Genomic DNA, 20,947 nt, shown 5'->3' on the forward strand with positions numbered 1-20,947 from the left:
TTATACTACTGTATAATCAGACATATGGTATAGTGTGATATATTTTTATATTTTAACAACGCATTTATATGAATATATTATATTTTTATATCATCATTATTTTTAAAGGGGACATATAAAAATGAAAAGGGTATTGACATTATTTCTTGTGCTTGCAATGGCATTCTCTGCAACAGCTTGTTCGTTTTCTGATTTACAGAAAGAATTAGAAAATGCAATGAAGGAACCTGAGCAAGTATCAACCGACGGCGATTCTGAAGACAACACAAAAGACAATGCAGAAGAGCAGGAAACAGAAAAAGACAACAGCAATGCTTCATCTGATTTCTCAATAGATGAAACTGTTTTGCTGGATCAGGACAATGTTAAAATTACAGCTAAGAGCCTCGAATACGATTATTACGGCGATTTAATTCTCGATGTTCTTATTGAAAACAACACAGATCAAACTTTAAATTTCAGCATAGATCAATTTGCCATAAACGGATATATGACTGAATACGCTTTCTTGTACGCTACTGTTTCAGCAGGTAAAAAATCCAACGAAACAATAGATATTCCTAAAGATGAATTGGATTTCTTGGATATTAAAACCGCAGCAGATATGACTATGACATTTTCTGTCAGCACAGAAGAATACGATGAATATCTTAAATCAGCTCCGGTTCAGTTAAAGACTTCTGCCGCTGAAACCTATGATTATAAATACGATGACAACGGTGAAGCTATCTTTGACGGAAGCAACATAAAGATTGTTGCAAAGGGTCTTTTTGAAAACGCAAAATATGACACTCAGTCCATTTTACTTTACATTGAAAACAATAATGACTTTAACATCACAATGTCTACAGACGATGTTTCTGTAAACGGATTTATGATTGACCCATTCTTCTACTATGATATGCTTCCAAATTCTCACGCTTTGGCAACAGTTGATTTTGACAAAGAAGAACTTGCCAGCAACGACATTTCATCTATCAAGGATGTGACATTGTCATTCCACATAATCGACGATAACTGGGATACAGTCACCGAGTCTGGCGAAATAAACATTACATTCTAATCAAAAATAGTTTTTTCATTAAACTAAAACTCCGGTAAACATCATTTGCCGGAGTTTTATATTTTTGCAGTAAAAAAACAAAAATTTATTATTGACAAAAAGGGAAATCGGGTGTATTATCAAACTAACATATGAACAGTTATTCATATGTTCAAATATAATTCATTTACGAAAAGGAGGCTGTATTGTGGCTAACCATGAAGAACACAAAAACAAGGTTATGGAAACCATAAAAAATATGCCGGACACCGACACTCTTTTCGAGCTTGCGGATTTATTTAAAATATTCGGAGATACCACGAGAATCAGAATTATGTGCGTTTTATTCCAAGGCGAACAGTCCGTCTGCTGTATTTCCGAAATTTTAGGTCTTGAGCAGTCAACTATTTCCCACCAGCTTAGAATACTCAGACACAACAAGCTTGTTAAGGTGAGAAAGGACGGAAAGCAGAGCTTCTACAGCCTTGCAGACGACCATATACACAAAATATTCAGTTTAGGTCTTGAACACATTAAGGAGTGACAATTATGAGCGGAACAAACCACAATCATCATCACCACAGCTGCGGCTGCAAAGCATGTTCAGCATCACAGGGTTCGGTTTTTACAAGCCATGAGGAACCCTGCTGTTCTCACAGCCACGAACACGAAAGCGATTCGGAAGAAAAACATCATCACAGTCACAGCCATGACCACAGCCATGGAGAAGAAAAACAGAATTATAAATGGCTGATTTTATCTCTTCTGCTTTTTGCGGCAGGAATTGTTTCAAGTATTTTTAATGCCCCTATATATGTTTTGATACCGATTTACGCATTAAGTGCATTGGCGGCAGGACACGAAATTTTTCTTGAGGGCGTAAAAACAATAGTAAAATTAAAAATTGATGAAACAACACTTTTAACCATCGCTGTTATCGCCGCTTTCTGTATAGGTGAATACCCCGAAGCGGCTATTGTAACAATTCTTTTTGAAATAGGCGAGATACTTGAAGCCAAAGCTGTTGCACGTTCAAGAAAAAATATTGCCAAGCTTTCAAATATCAGACCTGACACGGCTGTTGTAATTAAAAACGGAAAGGAAACAACTGTAGCCGCAGAGGAAGTTCTCACTGGAACTGAAATAATTGTAAAGCCACACAACAGAATACCTCTTGACGGAATAATCACCGAGGGCTTTACAACACTGGATTCCTCTGCAATTACCGGAGAAAGCATACCTGTTTCCGGTGAAAAAGGAACTGAGGTTCTCAGCGGTATGTTAAACGGTGACGGCCTTATAAAGGTTAAAACCACAAAGGAGCTTTCACAAAGCACCGCTTCAAGAATTTTAAAGCTTGTTGAGGATGCGGAGAAATCAAAAAGCAATGAGGAAAAGTTCATAACACGCTTTGCCGCTGTCTACACACCTATTGTTCTTGTTGTTTCACTTTTGATAGCTGTTATCCCAATTATTTTAGGCGGCGAACCCTCCGTATGGATATACCGTTCTCTCACCTGTCTTGTGGCTTCCTGCCCATGTGCTATTGTTATTTCGGTTCCCTTGGCTTTCTATGCCGGAATAGGAAGAGCCACTAAGGAAGGCGTTTTAATCAAAGGCGGAAAATATGTTGAAGCTATTTCAAAAGCAGATTGCTTTGCTTTTGACAAAACAGGAACAATAACCACAGGCAAACTGTCTGTTTCAAAGGTTATCTCCCATGTACCGGAAATTACGGAGGATGATATTCTTGCTTTGTGCGCCGCATGTGAGGTCAACTCCTCTCACCCAATGGCAAAGGCTATTTTAGAGTCCGCAAAAAACAAAGGTCTTGTTCTGCCTGACCTGGAAAATTACAAGGAGAAACCGGGATTCGGCGTATACGCAGAAAAAGATGGAAATGTCCTCATCTGCGGAGGAAAACGTATACTTGGAAATCACAATACACCTGCCGATAAAAATTCAAAAGTTTTTCTCATTGAAAACGGAAAGCTGCTGGGTGAAATCAGTTTGTCCGATGAAATAAGAGAGGAAGCAAAATCCGTTATCGGCGAGCTTAAAAGCTTAGGAATAAAAACCGCCGCAATGCTCACAGGAGATTTTCAAAGCTCGGCAAAGCCTATCGCAGAGGCTGTTGGAATAAATCTTCTGAAAAGCGACCTGCTCCCCCAGGAAAAGGTCGAGGAATTTTCTAAAATCAAAAATAATCGTGTCTGCTGTTATGTAGGCGACGGAATAAACGACGCTCCTGTTATGGCGGCTGCCGACTGCTCCTTTGCAATGGGTCTTGGAAGTGAAGCCGCAATCGAAACAGCCGACGCAGTTCTTTCAGGCGGCAACCTCTCCCCTCTTCCTAAGACAATAAAGCTTTGCCGAAAGGTTATGAACACAGCAAAAGCAAATATTATCTTCGCTATAGCTGTTAAAGTTATAGTTGTTTCCTTGGGCGTTGCGGGATTTGCTCCAATATGGCTTGCGGTTCTTGCAGACACAGGAGTAAGCATACTTTGCATATTTAATTCAATCAGGCTTTTAAGGACTTAAAAGTCATCCATCCAAAAGCTTTTTACTGTACTTTTCTTTGATTTTCAAAACATTCCTGCAAAAGAAATCAATAGGCAGGCACAAAAGTCCCCAAAGGGTGCTGTACATCACGCACACCTGACCCAAAAGGTTAAAGGGCAGGTTTGAATAGTTCCAAACCTCCATTCCCAGCCAAATGTTAACTATACAGCCCGCCGCAAACTCAATGGCTGTAATAATTGCGCTTCCTATTACGCATTTTTCAGGAATTGTCAAATCCTTATTTTTTCCGGTATACAGTTCAAAGAGAATTACAAAACAGATACCGCTTACAAAAAACATTGACCAGTGGGAATAATGGCGCCAAAGCAGTTCTATTCCCACATAGGCACTTCCCCCCGATGTCATAAGCAAAATTCTTTTCAGTGTTTTTTTAACAATAACCATAGGAAATCACCCCGCCATGTTATTATTGCCACTGTCAGATTATTTATTTCATTTATTTTCTTAAAATCTTTCAAAACCCACAGCGATTTATCATTGCCGCTGTGGGTTTATTTTTTGCACAGAAAAATTTTTAAAACCTATTGACAACAGAAAACAATCTGATTATACTATAGGCAAGATAGTTAGTTACTCAAGTAACTAACTAACAAGGAGTGATGTGGTTGAAGATAAATACAAATACAGATAAACCCATATTCATACAGATTGCAGAACAGCTGGAGGACTCAATATTTACAGGAATTTTTCCTGAGGAAACAAAAATCCCCTCCACCAACGAAATCTCCGCTCTGCTGAACATAAATCCCCACACGGTTTTAAAGGGAATGAATATGCTGGTTGACGAAGAAATTATTTACAAAAAGCGAGGTCTGGGTATGTACGTAAAGGACGGGGCAGTTAAAAAAATCAGACAGAAAAGACAAAGTCAATTTTACAATCAGTACGTCGCCGCCCTCATCGAAGAGGCTTCAAAGCTTCAGATGACAAAGGAGGACGTCATAAAGCTTATAGAAAGGGGTTACGAGGATGGGCTCAATTCAGATTAAAAACATCACCAAGAGATACAAGGATGTCACAGCTCTTGATAATATCTCTTTTTCCTTTGAATACGGAAAAATATACGGCTTGCTGGGAAGAAACGGCGCCGGCAAGTCCACCTTGATAAACATAATAGCCAACAGAATTTTCCCCGACAGCGGCGAAGTCCTCATCGACGGTATTCCCACAAGGGAAAATATGGCGGTACACGAGAAAATCCACTGCATGAGCGAACAGGATTTATACAACACAAGTCTTAAAGTAAAAGAGCATTTTATGTGGATGAACCGTTTTTACTCATGCTTTGATATTGAAAAGGCTTACGCAATAGCTGAGAAATTCAATCTCAACACAAACAAAAAATTCAAACAGCTTTCAAAGGGATATCAGTCCATATTTAAACTCACTGTGGCTATTGCCTTAAACGTTCCCTATCTCATCTTTGACGAGCCTGTACTGGGACTTGATGCCAACCACAGAGAATTGTTCTACAACATTCTTTTAAACGATTACGAGGAAAATCCAAGGACAATAATTTTTGCCACACATCTTATCGAAGAGGTTGCAAACATCATTGAGGATGTTGTTATAATCGACAAGGGAAAAGTTCTTTTACAGGATTCAGCCGAAAATCTTTTGGAAACCGGCTACTGTGTTTCCGGCGTTACAGCAGAGGTTGACAAATTCTGCGCAGATAAAAAGGTTATCGGTGAGGATATACTGGGCGGTATGAAGCTTGCCTATATTTTAGGCGAAAGAGAAGAACTGCCGCAGAACAGCAATCTCCAGATTACAAATATGAATTTGCAAAAGCTCTTTGTAAAGCTTACTGAGAAAGGTGGTATCTGACATGAAGAAACTTCAAACCGCTATACGCTATGAATGTTTAACCTCGGTAAAATACATATGGATTTTTTACACCATAATGCTTTCCATTGTAGCGGCTGTTTTTATTACTCTGAAGCTGTGCCTTGGAAACAATGAAAATATAAGTATGAGTGCACTGGAAAACAGCAGTATTATATATATAGGCATACTGGGAGTTATGGGCTTTACAGAAGACTTTAAAATGCTCATACAAAACGGATTTACCAGAAAATATATTTTTATTTCAACAATTTCCATGTTCATGTTTATAGCTGCGGTGCTGGCTTTTTTTGATACAATCATCGGTTCGGTAGCCCCTCTTGTGATGACTGAATATAAAAATTTTTTCGGTTTAATTTACGGCATTAAAAATCAGTATCTTTTGAACTGGCTTCTGCTGTTTTTAACCTACACCTTTGTTTCAAGCGTAACCTACTTTTTCGTAGTGCTCTTTAACAAAATAGGAAAGTATTTCTTTATCGCTTTTATGGTTGCACTTGGTATAATTCTTGGTTTTATAGTTCCTTTGCTTTTTGTCTATGTTATTCCGGAAAATGTAATCCAAAATATTTTTACTTTTCTTTCAAGAATAGCAGGATTTACCGCCGACGGAACAATAAACTATCTCTACCCAATAGCTTCATTGATAATAGGAGCTGGAATATTCGGAGGAATTACTTATCTTATTTTAAGACGCACAGAGCTTAAAACCTGATGAAATCTCTGTATCTTCTACAAAAACTCACATAAGAAAAACGACCGTTTCCCTTTTGGGGATAACGGTCGTTTTCTGTTTTGTATTAAAATACGCAGTCAGGTCAAATCAATAGTTGGTAGCCTTAATTCTGAAATATGCCTTTGGATGGAAACATACTGGGCATACCTCCGGAGCTTCTTCGCCAACGTGGATGTGACCGCAGTTGCCGCACTCCCAAATAACGATGCTGCCTTTCTTGAATACTTCGCCCTTCTTTACATTGCTGAGCAATGCTCTGTAACGCTCTTCGTGCTCTTTCTCAATCTTAGCAACGCCTTCGAACTGCTCTGCAATCTCGATGAAGCCTTCTTCTCTTGCCTCTTTAGCGAATGTTGCATACATGTCTGTCCACTCGTAGTTCTCGCCGGCTGCTGCGTCCTCGAGGTTTGCTTCTGTTGTGCCGATTCCGTGGAGAAGCTTAAACCAAAGCTTTGCATGCTCTTTCTCGTTGTCTGCTGTTGCAAGGAAAAGCTCTGCGATCTGGTTGTAGCCCTCTTTCTTAGCCTTTGATGCATAGTATGTGTACTTGTTTCTTGCCTGTGATTCGCCTGCGAATGCAGCCATCAAGTTAGCTTCTGTTTTTGTTCCCTTTAAGTTCATGTGAAATTCCTCCTTAACATTGGTTGTAATCTTTAAATATCTGATAAATTGGTTCCTAAAAGTCTGACAAAAACGGTTATCCGTAAGAAAAATGATAATCATTCTTGTTTCTGTTAATATAATACTATATTTCCCTTAAAATGTCAAGCAAATCTTTTTTGGAATAGAAACAATTTAACACTGCAAGAAAAGCGTTTGCGGAAAGATAAGTGGGCATACCAAGCTTCTTTAAAAGCTTTTCTCTGAGCTTTGCGGAGTTCTCTTTTCCGCTGAGTCCCAGCTCGTAAAAATCCGCCTTGGTAATCTCTTCAAATTCAGTTTCGGCAGATTTTGAACAAATATTCACTCCGCTTCTCTCCAAAGCTTCAATAATTGTTTTTTCGTCCAGCCCCTCAACGCCCAGATATCCCTCTTTTGACACTTCAGCCTTTCGTTTTTCCTTGCCTCTTATCTGCGGGATATAGCAGTGCTTTATTTTTCCGGCAGGCACAATTCCCCTTAAAAAGTTTCTTATTACAAAACCTGCGGAATCGCTGTCTGTCATTATTATTATACCACGGGTTTCTGAAAGCTTTCTGATAAGCTTCTGTTTTTCTTTGTCTTTAAAGACACGAAAACCGCCTGTTTCGATTATTGGCGCATCTATAAAACCACGGAGAAGAATTTTATCGTATCTCCCCTCAACAATAACCGCTTCATTAAGTTTTATCATCTTACAGCCTCCTTATTCGTACTTTGCAGAAGCTATGGAAAGCAGCTTGACCACAAGCTTTTCCGTAAGGATTTTTTCGTCTATTGTAACTGTTCTCATAGCTGAGGAGGTTTTCATTATCTCTTCCAAACTGTCACGCAGTGCGTCTGTTGAAAGCTTTGAGGTCTTTGTCTGAGCCTTTCCCAGCACAAAAGCTCTGTTTCTGTAGTTAAATATTTCTGCGGCTGTGGTTGTTGGCTCTCCGCTTTCGGCGCATACCCTCGCCCTGTAAAAATCCGTATAGGCGGTGGCGAGAGTTGCCACAACAGAGCTTGCCTCAACTCTTTGATAAAAAAGTCCGTTTAAAAGCTTTAAAGCCTTGTCGCTGTTTCTCTGAACAATACTGTCAGCCAAATTGTAAATGTTTGTTTCAATGCTTGGAGCCACTAAAAGCTCCACCATTTCCAGTGTTATTTCCTTGCCGTCTGCATAGGCTGTAAGCTTTAAAAGCTCGTTGTTAAGTCTGTTTAAATCAGTTCCGCAGATGTCAACTATTTTCCCTGCCAAAGCTACAGAAAGATTGCAGCCAAGCTTTCCTGCACGGGCGGCAAGCTGCTTTGAAAGCACCGCAGGTGACCTGTAATCAAATTCCGTAACAACCCCGTCGGCAGATTTAGAAATAAAATCATGCACCTTTTTAAATTTCTGGGATTTTTTCAGATTTATATCAACCGAGGACATTTCAAAGAGCAAAACCGATGTATCGGGAACTGACTTTAATATCTCCATCATCTTTGAGGTATAGTCGGCTTTCAAACTGTCAAAGTCCATATTTTTTACCACAACCATATTCAGGTCGCTTAAAAAAGGAACCATGCCCAAGGCGGCGTATATATCGTCGGGAGAAGCTTCTCCGTCGAAAACATGCATATTAAATTCCGGCGGTTCTTTTCCCATTATTTTTTCCACCGCCATTTGTGAGTATTTTTTTACAAGAGCCTTTTCCTCACCGTACAAAAAATAAATTCTCTTAAAATCTCCGGAAGTAAGCTGCTTTTTTAATTCTGTTTCATTGGCTATCAAAAAATCACCGCCTGTATATAATAATCTTATCCGCTCAATTAACAAAGGGCAGACAGCAAACCGCCGCCTGCCCGATTTATTATTTTTATTTATAGAAAAGAGGAAGCTTCTCAAGGAAGATAATATCGTCTCTGTCAGCAGCTTCGCCCTCTGCCAAAACCGCCGCCTTGCCCACTACATTGGCTCCGGCTTTTTCTGCCAGCTCCTCAAGGGCTTTCAGGCTTTCTCCTGTTGAGATAACGTCATCAATAATCAAAACTCTTTTTCCTCTTAATTTTTCCACTCTGTCACCGCTGAGATAGAGTCTCTGTACCTGGGCTGTTGTTATGGATTTAACCTCAACCCCTATATAATCCTTCATATATGTTTTAATGCCCTTACGTGCCACAACATAGTCACGGCATCCTATTCTTGCCATTTCATAAACAAGAGGGATTCCTTTTGCCTCTGCTGAAAGCAAAATGTCATGCTCAGGGCACTTTTTCATAAGCTCCTGTGCAACCTTCTCTGTAAGCTCTACATCTCCGAACATGATAAATGCGGCAACGTCAATATGGTCGCTGACTTCACAAAGGGGCAGCTCTCTTACACAGCCGGCAACATTAAGTGTATAGATATTATTCATAAAATCATAAATCCTTTCAACAATTACTTTAATCCATTCCTCTTGGTCTTATGCCATATTTACATTGAGTTTCTTTCCGCCGAGAATATGGAAGTGGAGATGGAAAACAGTCTGTCCGCCGTCCTCTTTACAGTTGTTAACTATTCTGTAGCCGTTTGTAAGTCCCAGCTTAGCTGTGATTTCAGGAATCTTTGAGAAAATATAGCCAACAACAGCGGAATTCTCGCTGTTAAGAGCGTCTGCACAGCAGATATGTTCCTTTGGAATTACCAGAACATGTACAGGAGCCTGAGGCTCAAGGTCATAAAAAGCAAGAATTTTATCGTCTTCGTAGACTTTATTTGAGGGAATTTCACCGTTTGCAATTTTACAGAAAATACAATCCATTTTCATTATCTCCTTTGTTAAAATTCTTTATTCTGCTCTGTTTAAACCATACAAAAACAAATACCACAGAGCACCTCTGTGGTATATTTTATAGCTTTTGAATTATTTAGTCAATATGCAAGTTAAGAGCTTTGTTTCTTTTTACTTGTAATTTTCTTTTCTTCGCCTCTGATAAGACGTCCTATGTTCTTTCTGTGCATTATAATTACCAGCAATCCGATAAGTACTGCAAAGCCTGTTGTTATCATAACATAGTCCATACTGATTGGATATTCAGTATTCAAGCTTCCCATGTAGTCGAACATGTAAGCAAAATAGTATGTATATACAGGGAAAAGGACTGCGCAGACAAGTGAAGCCAAAGAGATTATTTTCTTTATAAGGAAAACAATCAAAAATGTCAAAAGCACAAGGGCAAAAACTCTTATATCAACAACAGCCATCAAAGCCGCTGAAGTTACAACGCCTTTTCCTCCCTTAAAACCGAAGTATACAGGGAACATGTGGCCGAGAATACAGAAAAGTCCGCCTATATAAGCTCCGTATCTTGCGTACTCTGCCAAGAGCTGGGGATTTGAAGCTGTTACGAAAGAGTAAACCAAAATGCTTCCTGCCACTGCTGACAAAACGCCTTTGATAAAGTCAAAGGTGATTGTAAAAATAGCAGGGCCCTTGCCTACAGAACGCAGAACATTTGTAAATCCTGCGTTTCCGCTTCCCATTGTTCTTATGTCGGCATTTTTCATAACCGCTCTTGTAATAAGAACCGCAGAGTTAACGCTTCCCAAAAGATAACCAATAACAGCAATGATAATAAGCAGTACAATGTTTGATGTAAAAAAGTCCAACATTACTTATCGCCTCTTTCTCTGATAACGAATCTTATAGGTGTGCCCTCAAGACCGAATGTTTCTCTTATTCTGTTTTCAAGATAACGCTGATAGGAAAAATGGAACAGCTCCGCATCGTTGCAGAAGCATACGAATGTAGGCGGCTTTGTGCTTGCCTGAGTCATGTAGAATATTTTCAGTCTTCTTCCCTTGTCTGTAGGAGGCTGAACCCTTGTGGTAGCCTGAGCCAAAAGCTCGTTGAGCATACCTGTCTTTATTCTCATGGAGTTCTGGTTTGCAACGTGCTTGATAAGCTCGAAGAGTCTGTCAAGTCTTTGACCTGTTTTTGCTGAAATGAAAACCATAGGAGCATATGACATAAAGGCAAACTCTATGCCAAGACGCTTTCTGAACTCGTTCATTGTCTTATCGTTTTTCTCAACTGCGTCCCATTTATTTACAGCTATAATACAGCCCTTTCCGGCTTCATGGGCAAGGCCTGCGATTTTGCTGTCCTGGTCGGTGTAGCCAACCTCGCCGTCTATCATTATAACGCAGACGTCGCATCTCTCTATAGCCATTTTAGCTCTGATTATGCTGTATTTTTCAATATCGTCGTCAACCTTGCTTTTTCTTCTAAGTCCGGCTGTATCTATAAAGTTAAACTCGCCGAATTTATTTACAACTCTTGTGTCGATACTGTCTCTGGTTGTTCCAGCGATATTTGAAACAATGCAGCGTTCCTCACCGGTAATTTTATTTATAAGGGAGGATTTTCCCGCATTAGGCTTTCCGATTACCGCAACGCTTATAACTTCGCTTTCCTCTTCCTCGTCAGCTTCAGGAGGCAAAAGGTCGTACACAGCGTCCAGCAAATCACCTGTTCCGTGACCGTGAACAGATGAAACCTGTATTGGGTCGCCTATACCCAAATTGTAAAACTCGTAAAATTCAGGCTCAGGCTCGCCTATTTTGTCGCACTTATTTACGCAGAGTACAACAGGCTTGCCGCTTTTCAAAAGCATGGAGGCAACCTCCATGTCGGTGGCAACCATTCCTGTGCGTATGTCGGTAACAAGCACTGTAACATCTGCGGTATCTATGGCAAGCTCTGCCTGTCTTCTCATCTGAGAAAGTATAATATCATCAGAATGAGGCTCAATTCCGCCTGTATCGATTACGGTGAACTTTCTGTCACGCCATTCGCACTCGCCGAAAATACGGTCTCTTGTAACGCCGGGCTTATCGTCAACAATGGAAAGTCTTTGTCCCACAAGCTTATTAAAAAGAGTGGATTTTCCCACGTTAGGTCTGCCCACAATAGCAACTATGGCTTTTGCCATTTAATCACTCCTTCCTGAAGAAATAACAGCGTCCAGCAAATCTTGTCCGCCGTTATTGACCGGAAAAACAGGAACGCAAAGCTCCCGTTCAACATCCTCCAATGTGGTGTCGTCAAGGAACACCTCGCCGTCAAAGCGAAGCATTACCGATGGAATTAAAAGTCTGTCGCCGATATCCACATTTTTAAGTGTGTCTATCAAATCTCTTCCAACCACAAGTCCGGAAACGTTTACTCCGCCTCCGAAAAACTTATTTTTAACAGCCACCACGTTTATCTGTATATTTTCAAAAACATCTCTCACAACATTTAACATATCGTCAAGAAATGGTCTAACGCTTTCTCCGCAGGCAATGGTAACTTTTCCCTTTACCTTTGCCGCTTCTTCCTTATAGTTTTCTGCGGTTTCTGTGTATTCCTCCACCGCATAGGAAAGCTCGTCCTTTAACAGGGCTATAAGTCCAACACCGTTGTCGAGAGCCGGAAAATCCTCGTAATACTCCGCAGGCGGAATTTCTCTTCCCGCCTTTATATAAAGCTCATCGGCGGCATAAAAAATTCTTCTGCCGTATTTTTCCACACACCTGTCCCCGAAGCTCTCTATTATATCAAGAGTTTCCCCGGCGGTTTTGGGATTATACGGAGTAAGCTCAAAAAGTCCCTCTCTGTAGTCTGTAAGACCAACGGGAACAACTGCCGTCATGTTTACATTGAGCTTTTCCAAATCTGTGAGGGTTCTCACAAGCTCTTCCCCGTCGTTTATTCCCGGGCAAGCCACTATCTGACAATTAAGCTGTATTCCCGCATCGGCAAGACGCTTTAAAATTGAAAGGGACTCCCCTGCAAAGCGGTTTCCCATCATCTTCACCCTAAGCTCCGGATTAGTTGTATGGACGGAAACATTTATAGGGCTTATATGCATCTTGATAATACGGCTTATCTCATGCTCGGTAAGGTTTGTAAGGGTAACATAGTTTCCGAAAAGAAAGGAAAGTCTGCTGTCATCATCCTTAAAATAAAGGCTCTCCCTCATTCCCTTCGGAAGCTGGTCTATAAAGCAGAAAATACACTTATTTCTACAGCTTCTCTGCTTGTCCATAAGATAGGTTTCAAACTCAAAACCTATTTCATCGTATTCAGGCTTTTTTATTGTTACATTTCTTGTTTCGCCGCTTTGGCTTCTGATTTCCAGATTAAGCTCACGGTTTATTTGATAGAACCTGTAATCCAGAACATCCATAATTTCGTTTCCGTTTATGGAAACAAGGTACTCGCCTGAAAGTATCCCGTGTTTTTCGCCGTGACTGTTTTTTGTCACAGCTTTAATTAGTACAGCCACCGCAATTCCTCCCGAGATTTTATCTGTAAATTTATTATAACCAAAAATAATAAACTTTTCAAGACAAACAAAAGGGCGGCAGCGTGTTTTTTGTCGCACGCCTCCGCCGCCTTAATTCTTTTGTAAAGCCTGAATTAAGCCTCTTTTACGATAACCTGTCTGCCTCTATACATACCGCAGTTTCCGCAAACCTTATGCGGAGCCTTGAACTCGCCGCAGTTTGGGCATACACAGAGTGCCGGAGCCTGAAGCTTCCATACGTTAGAACGTCTTTTATCTCTTCTTGCTTTTGAAAGTTTTCTCTTAGGTACTGCCATCTCAAAGACCTCCTTCTTTTTATATCAATCAATTAACTGCTTTAGAATCTCGAGCCTCGGATCCACAGAACCCTTATCACAGCCGCAGTCACCCTCATTGAGGTTTTTTCCGCACTTCATGCACAATCCCTTGCAGTCCTCACTGCAAAGAAATTTTGCCGGCAACTCCAAGATAATATCTGTTTTTACTACCTCGTCAAGCTCAAGTTTATAGTCCGGTGTTTCAATATAGTCTTCATCGCTTTCTGACATAAGGCTTACCGCCAGTTTATGGTCAAACTCATAATGCATGGGTTTTTCGAGCAATTTAAGACATCTGTCGCACTGTCTTGTATAGATAAAGTCCACAATTATCTTTAAATCAACAAGACTTGCTCTGTTTTTCGCCTGGGCACGCACCTTTACAGGAGTTTTGAATGGACAAACCCCGTAAAATTCAACGTCGTTCATTGGCAAATCATAGTCAACAGAGATGCTCTCCCCGTCATTTTGAAAGACCTTCTTCAGTTCCAGAAGCATAACAACACCTCAAGACAGGCAAATTTTTTTAAACGCCTTGAATTATTATAACCAAACAGGGACACTTTGTCAATAAAATATTTAAATTTTCTCGGTCTTTTTCAGAATATAAGAGCATATTTAAAAGGCTTCATCATTTTAACCTGTTTTTTTGATTTTTACCCCGAAAAAAAGCGAAAACCTCATGTTTTTGCACAAAAAGAAACTAAATCCAATCCCTTAAAGAGAAAAATTTTGGGACCGCTTTGCGATCCCAAAACTTTAATTTATTCCATTATGTCTGATTATTTATCAAAGAACCTCGCAGGTTGCCTTAACATCGTCCGGAATATCGTTTGCATCAGCAGAAATAAGAACTGTGAATTTAACGTCGGATGCCTTTGCAAGTGCGTCAATCTTGTCGATGAAAGCTGTAAGACCGCTCAAGCCTTCCGGGCAAATTTTGAATGTTGAGTCGATAAGAATATCTGTAACATCATAGTTGCCTGCGCAGATACCGCTCAAAAATCCGAAAAGAACGTCATATCCTGCTACGCTGTATTGATCTGTATCTATAAGTCTTGCCTTATGTGTAACGTCGTATGTAAGCTTTGCGCCCTTCTCGATAACAACTACGTTTCCTGAAGATGCCGCAACAGCCTCGTTAGCAAGAGAAATCAATTTTTTTGTCTTACCGGAACCTTTTTTTCCAATCAATAAAGTAACCATTTTGATAGTCCTCCTTAGATATTTATAAATTCTAAATTCTGAATTATTTTATTATTTGAGACGAGCCTCAAGCTCTGCTTTCTGAGCTTCATATCCCGGCTTTCCGAGAAGTGCAAACATGTTCTTCTTGTAGCTTTCAACGCCAGGCTGGTCAAATGGGTTAACGCCCAGGAGATAGCCGGAAATTGCACATGCCTTCTCAAAGAAGTAAATAAGATATCCAAGCTCTGTTTCTGTCATTTCCTCAACATTGAGCACGATATTAGGAACGCCGCCGTCTGTATGAGCGAGAACTGTTCCCTCAAATGCTTTCTTGTTTACAAAATCCATTGTTTTGCCGGAAAGGAAGTTAAGTCCGTCAACATTTTCAGGATCTGTGCCAAGTGTTATCTCTCTCTTGCACTTATCGAAAAGTACAACTGTTTCAAAGAGATTTCTTCTGCCGTCCTGGATGTACTGTCCCATTGAGTGAAGGTCTGTTGAAAAGATTACGCTTGCCGGGAAAAGACCCTTGTTATCCTTGCCTTCGCTCTCTCCGTAAAGCTGCTTGAACCACTCGTTCATAAGTGCAAAAGCAGGCTCGTAGGAAACGAGAATTTCAGTTGACTTACCCTTTCTGTAAAGGATATTTCTCAAAGCTGCATATTTATAGCAATCGTTTGTCATCAGGTCGCTGTTGTCAAAATCACTTTCAGCCTTTGCAGCACCTGCCATAAGAGCGTCAATATCTGCGCCTGCAACTGCTATCGGAAGCAAACCTACAGCTGTAAGAACTGAAAATCTTCCGCCTACATCGTCCGGAACTACAAATGTTTCATAGCCCTCTTTTGTTGCAAGCTCTTTGAGTGTGCCTCTTGCCTTATCTGTTGTGCAGAAAATTCTCTCTCTTGCGCCCTCTTTGCCGTATTTCTTTTCCAAAAGCTCTCTGAATACTCTGAAAGCGATAGCAGGCTCTGTTGTTGTACCTGATTTAGAAATCATATTTATAGAAACATCTTTGCCCTCGCAAATCTCTATAAGCTCTGAGAGAGCATTGGAGCTGATGCTGTTTCCTGTGAAATAAACCTGAGGAACATCCTTTGCAAGCGCATTGTAGTTTGGTGATTTAAGAAATTCTATAGCCGCTCTTGCGCCAAGGTAAGAACCTCCGATTCCGATTACCACAAAAACATCGGTATTCTTCTTGATTTTTTCAGCGGCAGCCTTAATGCGTGCAAACTCTTCCTTGTCGTAATCAGTGGGAAGGTGAAGCCAGCCTATAAAATCATTTCCCAGACCTGTTCCTGCGTGCAGCATTTCATGAGCTGTTTTCACGTAAGGAGCCATAGCCTCATACTCTTTGTCGGAAATAAAACCTTTTACATATTTGTCAGTAAGCTTAGTTGCCATTGTAACTTCCTCCCTTATTTTATCGGTCAAACGTTGTCCGATAGTTCTTATTGAAAACATTATACAATATTTCGGGCGGCAATGCAAGAAATTTTTGTTGTTTTCATTTATATTATATCAGATATTTAAGCTGTCATCATATTCTGTCACATTATATTCATTGTAAGTGTTTTATGTAGTAAACAGATTTTTTATCATAAATGCGAATATGTCTTGAAAATTCACCTCTTTTGATGACCCACCGGACAAAATGGGATATTCTGCTATTTTTTCTTCACCGGAATAAAAGCTCACAGTTCCTAATGACTGATTTTCTGTAACCGGCGCTTCTATCTCTTCCGGAAGCTCTACCTTTGCTTCAAGCTGTGACTTTGCGCTTTCGGTGATTATATCTTTTGGAATTTCATATTTAAGCTGTACGCTGTTTTCCATTCCGTTTTTCACTTTGATTTCCATTGGCGCATCCTCAGGCAAGGTCAATTTTGTCTTTTTATAGTTTGCAAATCCGTAATCCAAAAGGGTTGCCGCCGCCTTAAATCTGTCAGTACCTGTTTCGCTTCCCAGCACCACCGCCACCAAAGACAGTCCGTCCCTTTCCGCTGTTGCGCTGATACAGCTTCCAGCCTGGGAGGTTGTTCCGGTTTTCAGTCCGGTTATGCCGTTGTAGGATTTTAAAAGCTTGTTGGTGTTCACTATCTGGGTTTTTCCGCCACGGAGTTCGTCCATCCAAATTGATGTAAACTCAAAGATTTCCTCGTGCTTTATAAGTTCGCAGGACATAAGGGCAACATCGTAAGCGGTTGTAAGGTGTCCCTCTTCGTCAAGTCCGTTGCAGTTTTTGAAAACCGTGTTTTCCATTCCCAAAGCCTTTGCCTTTTCGTTCATCTGTATTACAAATTCATCCTCTGTACCGCTTACCGCCTCCGCCAAAGCTACAGCGGCATCATTAGCAGAAGCCACAACCGTAGCTTTTACCATGTCAGTTACCGACATCTGTTCCCCCTCTTCCAGCCATATATCAGAACCTCCCATTGAGGCGGCGTGGGCTGAAGCGGTTATCATTTGGTCCCAGTTAAGCTTACCTGCATCTATTGCCTCCATTACCAAAATAAGTGTCATAACCTTTGTAACCGAGGCACAGGCTCGCTGTTCGTGAGCGTTTTTCTCATAAAGCACCTTCATAGTTTCAGGTTCAATTAAAACTGCGCTGGGCGCTGTCACCTCGTCGTCTGACAAAGCTGAAACCGAAACTATATTAAGTGGCAGTAAAAAAACAAAAGCCAACACCAGAGAAAGGATTTTTTTCATAGATTTTCACTCCCATACAAAATATATCAATAATTGATATTCAGGGAACTATATGTTTATTACCTTATAAAAAACAAGACTGCGGCAAAAATACCGCAGTCTATTTTCTTTAATTATTGAGTTTTGCTCAATGGGTATCAGTTTTTGGAAGAAGCAATCATTATTTGAACTGCTGTGGCATCTGCAATGGAAATTATATTGTTTCCGTCTACATCGGCAAGCTTTTCATCAAAGATTTCGCCTGTAAAATCCATCTTGGTGATATACTGCTGTATCAATGTAACATCCTGTACGTTCAAAAGTCTGTCGTGGTTTACATCACCCATTTCAAATGTTTCTTCTGAGGAAGCGTCCTCGTAGAATTCCAGCATAGCCGCAGACATAAAGCCTCCAACGCCTTCTGTTGCCACAAATTTCACATACTGAGCTTCAACCGGAGCTTCAAACTCTATTGTTTTCTTTGCAACGTTATTTTCCCAGCCCTCGCCGGAAGCGGAAAGTTTCCAGTCTTTTCCGTCAAGGCTTGTATATACTTCATATGACAAAACTCTTCCGTTTCCTGAATCCTGTCTTGGTGTGTACTCAAAGGCCGAAAGCTTTACAGCCTCATCAAATTTAAGTGTTATATATCTTTCTGTGTCAGAACCGTCCCAGAGAGTATGCCATATAGTATTTATATCGCCGTCAATAGCATTTTGCGCCATATTCTCATGTGATGTTTCTTCGCTTGAAACATCTTCAACGGTAATTCTGTCAACGGTTATATATTTTCTGTCTGTGCTTGTATTGTCGGAGAAGCTAAAAGTTTTTTCCGCACTCTGAGTGGTTGTATCGTGGGCTTTTATTCTGACTGTTACAGTTATATCTCCGTCAAATCTTATATCCTCGGTCAAATCTTTCCAGATACCGTCGCCCGTGTGATACTCCATAGGCTCGTCAACACCATAAATCTTGTTTTCGTTATCGTTGAGATATGCTGTATTAGGCAATTCGCCCTGTGTGATATCTATTGTGTAATAATTTGTTGTACCCTGCAATCTCACAAGTATGTTGTCATTATCATTTACCTGTGCAATCTGTTCTTCTGTAAGCTGTACTTCTGTTACAGTTCCTGCGTTTATCCAGCTTTCCTCGCCGTCGCCGCTTATGCTGTAAAGGAGCTGGTTTTCGCCGCTGTGCATATCGTTCAAAACTATTTTTCCGGCATTTTCACCGTCAAAGGAGAATGTTGCCATAGGCTCTGTATTTCCCAGCAGATAATTTGCCATTGTTTTAGTATCGTTTGGCTGTAAAACATCATCTGCTGTGGCGTTTGCGGCATCGTTTAAGGAAGCCTGAATATAGTTGTCAATCTGTGAAAGTGCAACTTCACTTTCAACATATGATGAAAGCAGGTTTGAAAGTATATCACTCATTGGCAATGGATAATATTTAAGATTTTCAGAAATTCTCTCTGCAAGCTTTAAAAATTCACTCTCGCTCTTATTGGCATTTCCATAGGCCTTTATAAGTCCTTCCCAGGAATCCAGATTTTTATTTTCTATTGCAAGGGCTTCTTCATAAATCTCAATCTGGGTTTTAGGGTCATCTGAATAAACCTTGGCGAGCTTGTTGAGCTTATTGGATTTATAATATGTTTCCTCGTTGTTGAGAACCTCCTGAGCCAAAAGCACATAGCTTGCATAGTAGTAGCTTGCCCATTCCTGATTTCCCCAGCCTAAAAGCATTCTTCTGTCCTCTCTTGTTGGGTCCTCTTCTCTTCTGGACTGACTCCATCCCGAAACATCGTTTCCTATGCTCCATACATATTTGCCGTCTTCATTTCTTTCCATCTGGAGATATGCGGCGTGTCCGGGCTGTCCAACAACAACTCCCGGAACTCCGAAAGCTGCCAAAAGGTTTGTTCCGGTCTTTGCAATTCCTCCGCAGACTGAGCCCTCTTCAAAAACTATCCAAAGCTTTGGATGTCCATCCTCATAAGCCACATTTATATCATAGACGCTGGCTTTTCCGTTTGTTTCTTCATCGGAAAGCTTATATTCGTTTGTAAGCTTCCACTTTTCCTGCCATGCCTCTTTATTCTCTTCTGAATAATATTCAGGCTTGAGGTAATCGTATCCGAACTGATATGTAATAAAATAATATGGGCCCGGTGTAAAGTTATCAATTGTCAGTTCTCCCATATCTTTTCTGTCTGTATGGAATCTTACATAGTAATTGAGCCACTCTATCTGGTCGTCGCTGATGAGATTGTTCATTACCCAGCGCATTTCCTCTATGTTTAAATCCTCAAAAACATCATTTATAAGAAGCTCATTATCATAAAGCTTCTTATAAATTTCATATCTTTTAACAGGGTCTGAAATCTGATTTCCGTCCTCCCAGAAAGGAACATTTATAGAGTGTGTCAAAGACAATGTCACCATCATCTGTCTGTAAAGCTCGCCGTGTTCAATATCCTGCAAATCCTCTCCATGAGAGCTGAAAAGTGCCTTTAGAACATCAAGGACTTTATCATAAGAAGCTATTGAATCTCCTCCCTGCATATAAAGCTCCAGCAATTCATAGTCTTCCATAACCTGCTTTAAAAACTCTGCATTTTCCTCTGTTTTGCAGTAATAATTCAAAACAGAATATCCTGCCATATCAACAAAATTTCTTTTAAGCAGAAGATTTTGAAGCTCCTGGTTTTCCTCAACAAGCTGTTCAAAGGATTTACCAGGATTTTGGTTAACTACATCTTTTATCATTGCGTCGTACTCATCAAGAGTTTTTATAACCTTTGAAGCCTCCGGAACATAGTCATCCTTTATAAGCTTTGCATCTGCAATAACTGAATGGTCTGCACCGTCGTTTTCGTTTTCAAATGATTCTATTTTCAAATATCTTTTTCCGGTCAAGTCAATATCCACAAATACAGACTCGCTGGTTCCTTTTAATGTTCCTGTTTCAACAACTGTTTCCCATACTGAATTGTCGGAGGATACGGAAACCTTAAAGGTCACACCGTCTCCGCTGTCCCATCTGGAAAAATCAACTCCGAGATATGCGGTAAATCTGGTCATATCCTGATTTTCTACATAATCACCCAAATCGTAAACAAGTATGGACGGTGCATGTGCTCCCAATCCCTTGTCAAAATAGAACCTTTTACCGTTTACCTTCAGGGAAATCTGATCTCCCTCTATGTTTTTATCAAACATCAGATTACCGTAACCAACGCTTGATTTTATAAGCGCAGTACCTGAAATATCCGACAAAAACACTTCCTCGTTGCTTACATTAAGCTCTGTTATGCTTGCTGTTTCTGTATCATGTGTATAACTCTGTGCCGAAACAGATGTTACAACAGAAACCGTCATAAGAACAGAAAGTATAACAGACAAAATTTTTCTGTGCAGTTTTTTCATACCAATACTCCTATCTGTGATTTTTTTAATATTTGCTGTAATATATCTTCTTTAACAAGTATATCATACATAAATAGACTTAACAAGCATAAAAAAATTCATAAATTTCACTTAATTGTTCTAATAAAAAATCCTTGGCTTTTACACCAAGGATTTTTTCATTTAT

The 20,947-nt window shown here is 40.2% G+C and carries 21 protein-coding genes; 6 read left to right on the top strand and 15 right to left on the bottom strand.

The genetic code is table 11. The features are described from left to right. Positions 1 to 121: 121 nt before the first annotated feature. From CGICJO_RS00185 to CGICJO_RS00195, 3 genes are all read left to right on the top strand, one after another. Positions 122 to 1,063, top strand: a complete 942-nt coding sequence (locus CGICJO_RS00185; protein ID WP_486499199.1) for a hypothetical protein — start codon at positions 122 to 124, stop codon at positions 1,061 to 1,063. A gap of 187 nt (positions 1,064 to 1,250) precedes the next feature. Then, positions 1,251 to 1,586 carry an ArsR/SmtB family transcription factor gene (locus tag CGICJO_RS00190; protein WP_330395808.1) on the top strand — a complete coding sequence of 112 codons (336 nt, stop codon included), beginning with the start codon at positions 1,251 to 1,253 and terminating at the stop codon, positions 1,584 to 1,586. A 5-nt stretch (positions 1,587 to 1,591) separates the two neighbouring features. After that, positions 1,592 to 3,586 (top strand): heavy metal translocating P-type ATPase, encoded by a 1,995-nt coding sequence (locus CGICJO_RS00195; RefSeq protein WP_486499200.1) that lies wholly within the window; start codon positions 1,592 to 1,594, stop codon positions 3,584 to 3,586. A 3-nt stretch (positions 3,587 to 3,589) separates the two neighbouring features. Here CGICJO_RS00195 and CGICJO_RS00200 read toward each other — a convergent pair whose 3' ends face one another. Continuing rightward, complete coding sequence (locus CGICJO_RS00200; protein WP_087377823.1) at positions 3,590 to 4,012, bottom strand: putative ABC transporter permease; 423 nt, start codon at positions 4,010 to 4,012, stop codon at positions 3,590 to 3,592. Positions 4,013 to 4,233: 221 nt separating this feature from the next. Between CGICJO_RS00200 and CGICJO_RS00205 the strand changes: the two genes are divergently transcribed. The 3 genes from CGICJO_RS00205 to CGICJO_RS00215 are packed head-to-tail and all read left to right on the top strand — an operon-like array spanning position 4,234 to position 6,191. After that, positions 4,234 to 4,617, top strand: a complete 384-nt coding sequence (locus CGICJO_RS00205; protein WP_486499201.1) for a GntR family transcriptional regulator — start codon at positions 4,234 to 4,236, stop codon at positions 4,615 to 4,617. Then, positions 4,598 to 5,458 carry an ABC transporter ATP-binding protein gene (locus CGICJO_RS00210; RefSeq protein WP_486499202.1) on the top strand — a complete coding sequence of 287 codons (861 nt, stop codon included), beginning with the start codon at positions 4,598 to 4,600 and terminating at the stop codon, positions 5,456 to 5,458. The genes CGICJO_RS00205 and CGICJO_RS00210 overlap by 20 nt, the downstream gene beginning before the upstream one ends. A 1-nt stretch (position 5,459) precedes the next feature. After that, a complete protein-coding gene (locus tag CGICJO_RS00215) occupies positions 5,460 to 6,191 on the top strand; it encodes a hypothetical protein (protein WP_486499203.1) in 732 nt (243 codons plus the stop codon). A gap of 108 nt (positions 6,192 to 6,299) precedes the next feature. Here the strand turns inward: CGICJO_RS00215 and rbr are convergent, their stop codons facing one another. The 14 genes from rbr to CGICJO_RS00285 form a co-directional block, all read right to left on the bottom strand. Beyond that, entirely contained in the window at positions 6,300 to 6,833 is a 534-nt protein-coding gene (gene rbr / locus CGICJO_RS00220; protein WP_486499204.1) for a rubrerythrin, read from the bottom strand. 124 nt (positions 6,834 to 6,957) lie between these two features. After that, positions 6,958 to 7,545, bottom strand: coding sequence for a ribonuclease M5 (locus CGICJO_RS00225; RefSeq protein ID WP_087377813.1), 588 nt, complete (start codon positions 7,543 to 7,545; stop codon positions 6,958 to 6,960). Between the two features lie 12 nt (positions 7,546 to 7,557). Continuing rightward, positions 7,558 to 8,607 carry a DNA polymerase III subunit delta gene (holA, locus tag CGICJO_RS00230; protein ID WP_087377811.1) on the bottom strand — a complete coding sequence of 350 codons (1,050 nt, stop codon included), beginning with the start codon at positions 8,605 to 8,607 and terminating at the stop codon, positions 7,558 to 7,560. Positions 8,608 to 8,692: 85 nt separating this feature from the next. Then, positions 8,693 to 9,232, bottom strand: coding sequence for a phosphoribosyltransferase family protein (locus CGICJO_RS00235; RefSeq protein ID WP_087377809.1), 540 nt, complete (start codon positions 9,230 to 9,232; stop codon positions 8,693 to 8,695). A 48-nt stretch (positions 9,233 to 9,280) separates the two neighbouring features. Further along, entirely contained in the window at positions 9,281 to 9,619 is a 339-nt protein-coding gene (locus CGICJO_RS00240) for a histidine triad nucleotide-binding protein (RefSeq protein ID WP_087377807.1), read from the bottom strand. Between the two features lie 122 nt (positions 9,620 to 9,741). Beyond that, positions 9,742 to 10,470, bottom strand: coding sequence for a glycerol-3-phosphate 1-O-acyltransferase PlsY (gene plsY, locus CGICJO_RS00245; RefSeq protein WP_486499205.1), 729 nt, complete (start codon positions 10,468 to 10,470; stop codon positions 9,742 to 9,744). Continuing rightward, positions 10,470 to 11,792, bottom strand: coding sequence for a ribosome biogenesis GTPase Der (der, locus tag CGICJO_RS00250; protein WP_486499206.1), 1,323 nt, complete (start codon positions 11,790 to 11,792; stop codon positions 10,470 to 10,472). Before der ends, plsY begins: the two co-directional genes overlap by 1 nt. Then, complete coding sequence (locus CGICJO_RS00255; RefSeq protein ID WP_087377882.1) at positions 11,793 to 13,130, bottom strand: DUF512 domain-containing protein; 1,338 nt, start codon at positions 13,128 to 13,130, stop codon at positions 11,793 to 11,795. Between the two features lie 134 nt (positions 13,131 to 13,264). After that, positions 13,265 to 13,447 carry a 50S ribosomal protein L32 gene (gene rpmF, locus CGICJO_RS00260; protein ID WP_087377801.1) on the bottom strand — a complete coding sequence of 61 codons (183 nt, stop codon included), beginning with the start codon at positions 13,445 to 13,447 and terminating at the stop codon, positions 13,265 to 13,267. Positions 13,448 to 13,471: 24 nt separating this feature from the next. Then, complete coding sequence (locus tag CGICJO_RS00265; RefSeq protein ID WP_486499207.1) at positions 13,472 to 13,966, bottom strand: YceD family protein; 495 nt, start codon at positions 13,964 to 13,966, stop codon at positions 13,472 to 13,474. A 291-nt stretch (positions 13,967 to 14,257) separates the two neighbouring features. Beyond that, positions 14,258 to 14,674 carry a hypothetical protein gene (locus tag CGICJO_RS00270; protein WP_486499208.1) on the bottom strand — a complete coding sequence of 139 codons (417 nt, stop codon included), beginning with the start codon at positions 14,672 to 14,674 and terminating at the stop codon, positions 14,258 to 14,260. A 51-nt stretch (positions 14,675 to 14,725) separates the two neighbouring features. Continuing rightward, a complete protein-coding gene (locus tag CGICJO_RS00275) occupies positions 14,726 to 16,063 on the bottom strand; it encodes a glucose-6-phosphate isomerase (protein WP_486499209.1) in 1,338 nt (445 codons plus the stop codon). Positions 16,064 to 16,234: 171 nt separating this feature from the next. Then, positions 16,235 to 17,371: a D-alanyl-D-alanine carboxypeptidase family protein gene (locus CGICJO_RS00280; protein ID WP_486499210.1), complete on the bottom strand. Its 1,137-nt coding sequence runs from the start codon at positions 17,369 to 17,371 to the stop codon at positions 16,235 to 16,237. A gap of 137 nt (positions 17,372 to 17,508) precedes the next feature. After that, positions 17,509 to 20,781 carry a discoidin domain-containing protein gene (locus tag CGICJO_RS00285; protein WP_486499211.1) on the bottom strand — a complete coding sequence of 1,091 codons (3,273 nt, stop codon included), beginning with the start codon at positions 20,779 to 20,781 and terminating at the stop codon, positions 17,509 to 17,511. Between the last annotated feature and the right edge of the window lie 166 nt (positions 20,782 to 20,947).

The sequence above is a fragment of the Candidatus Limousia pullorum genome (genome assembly GCF_057405065.1).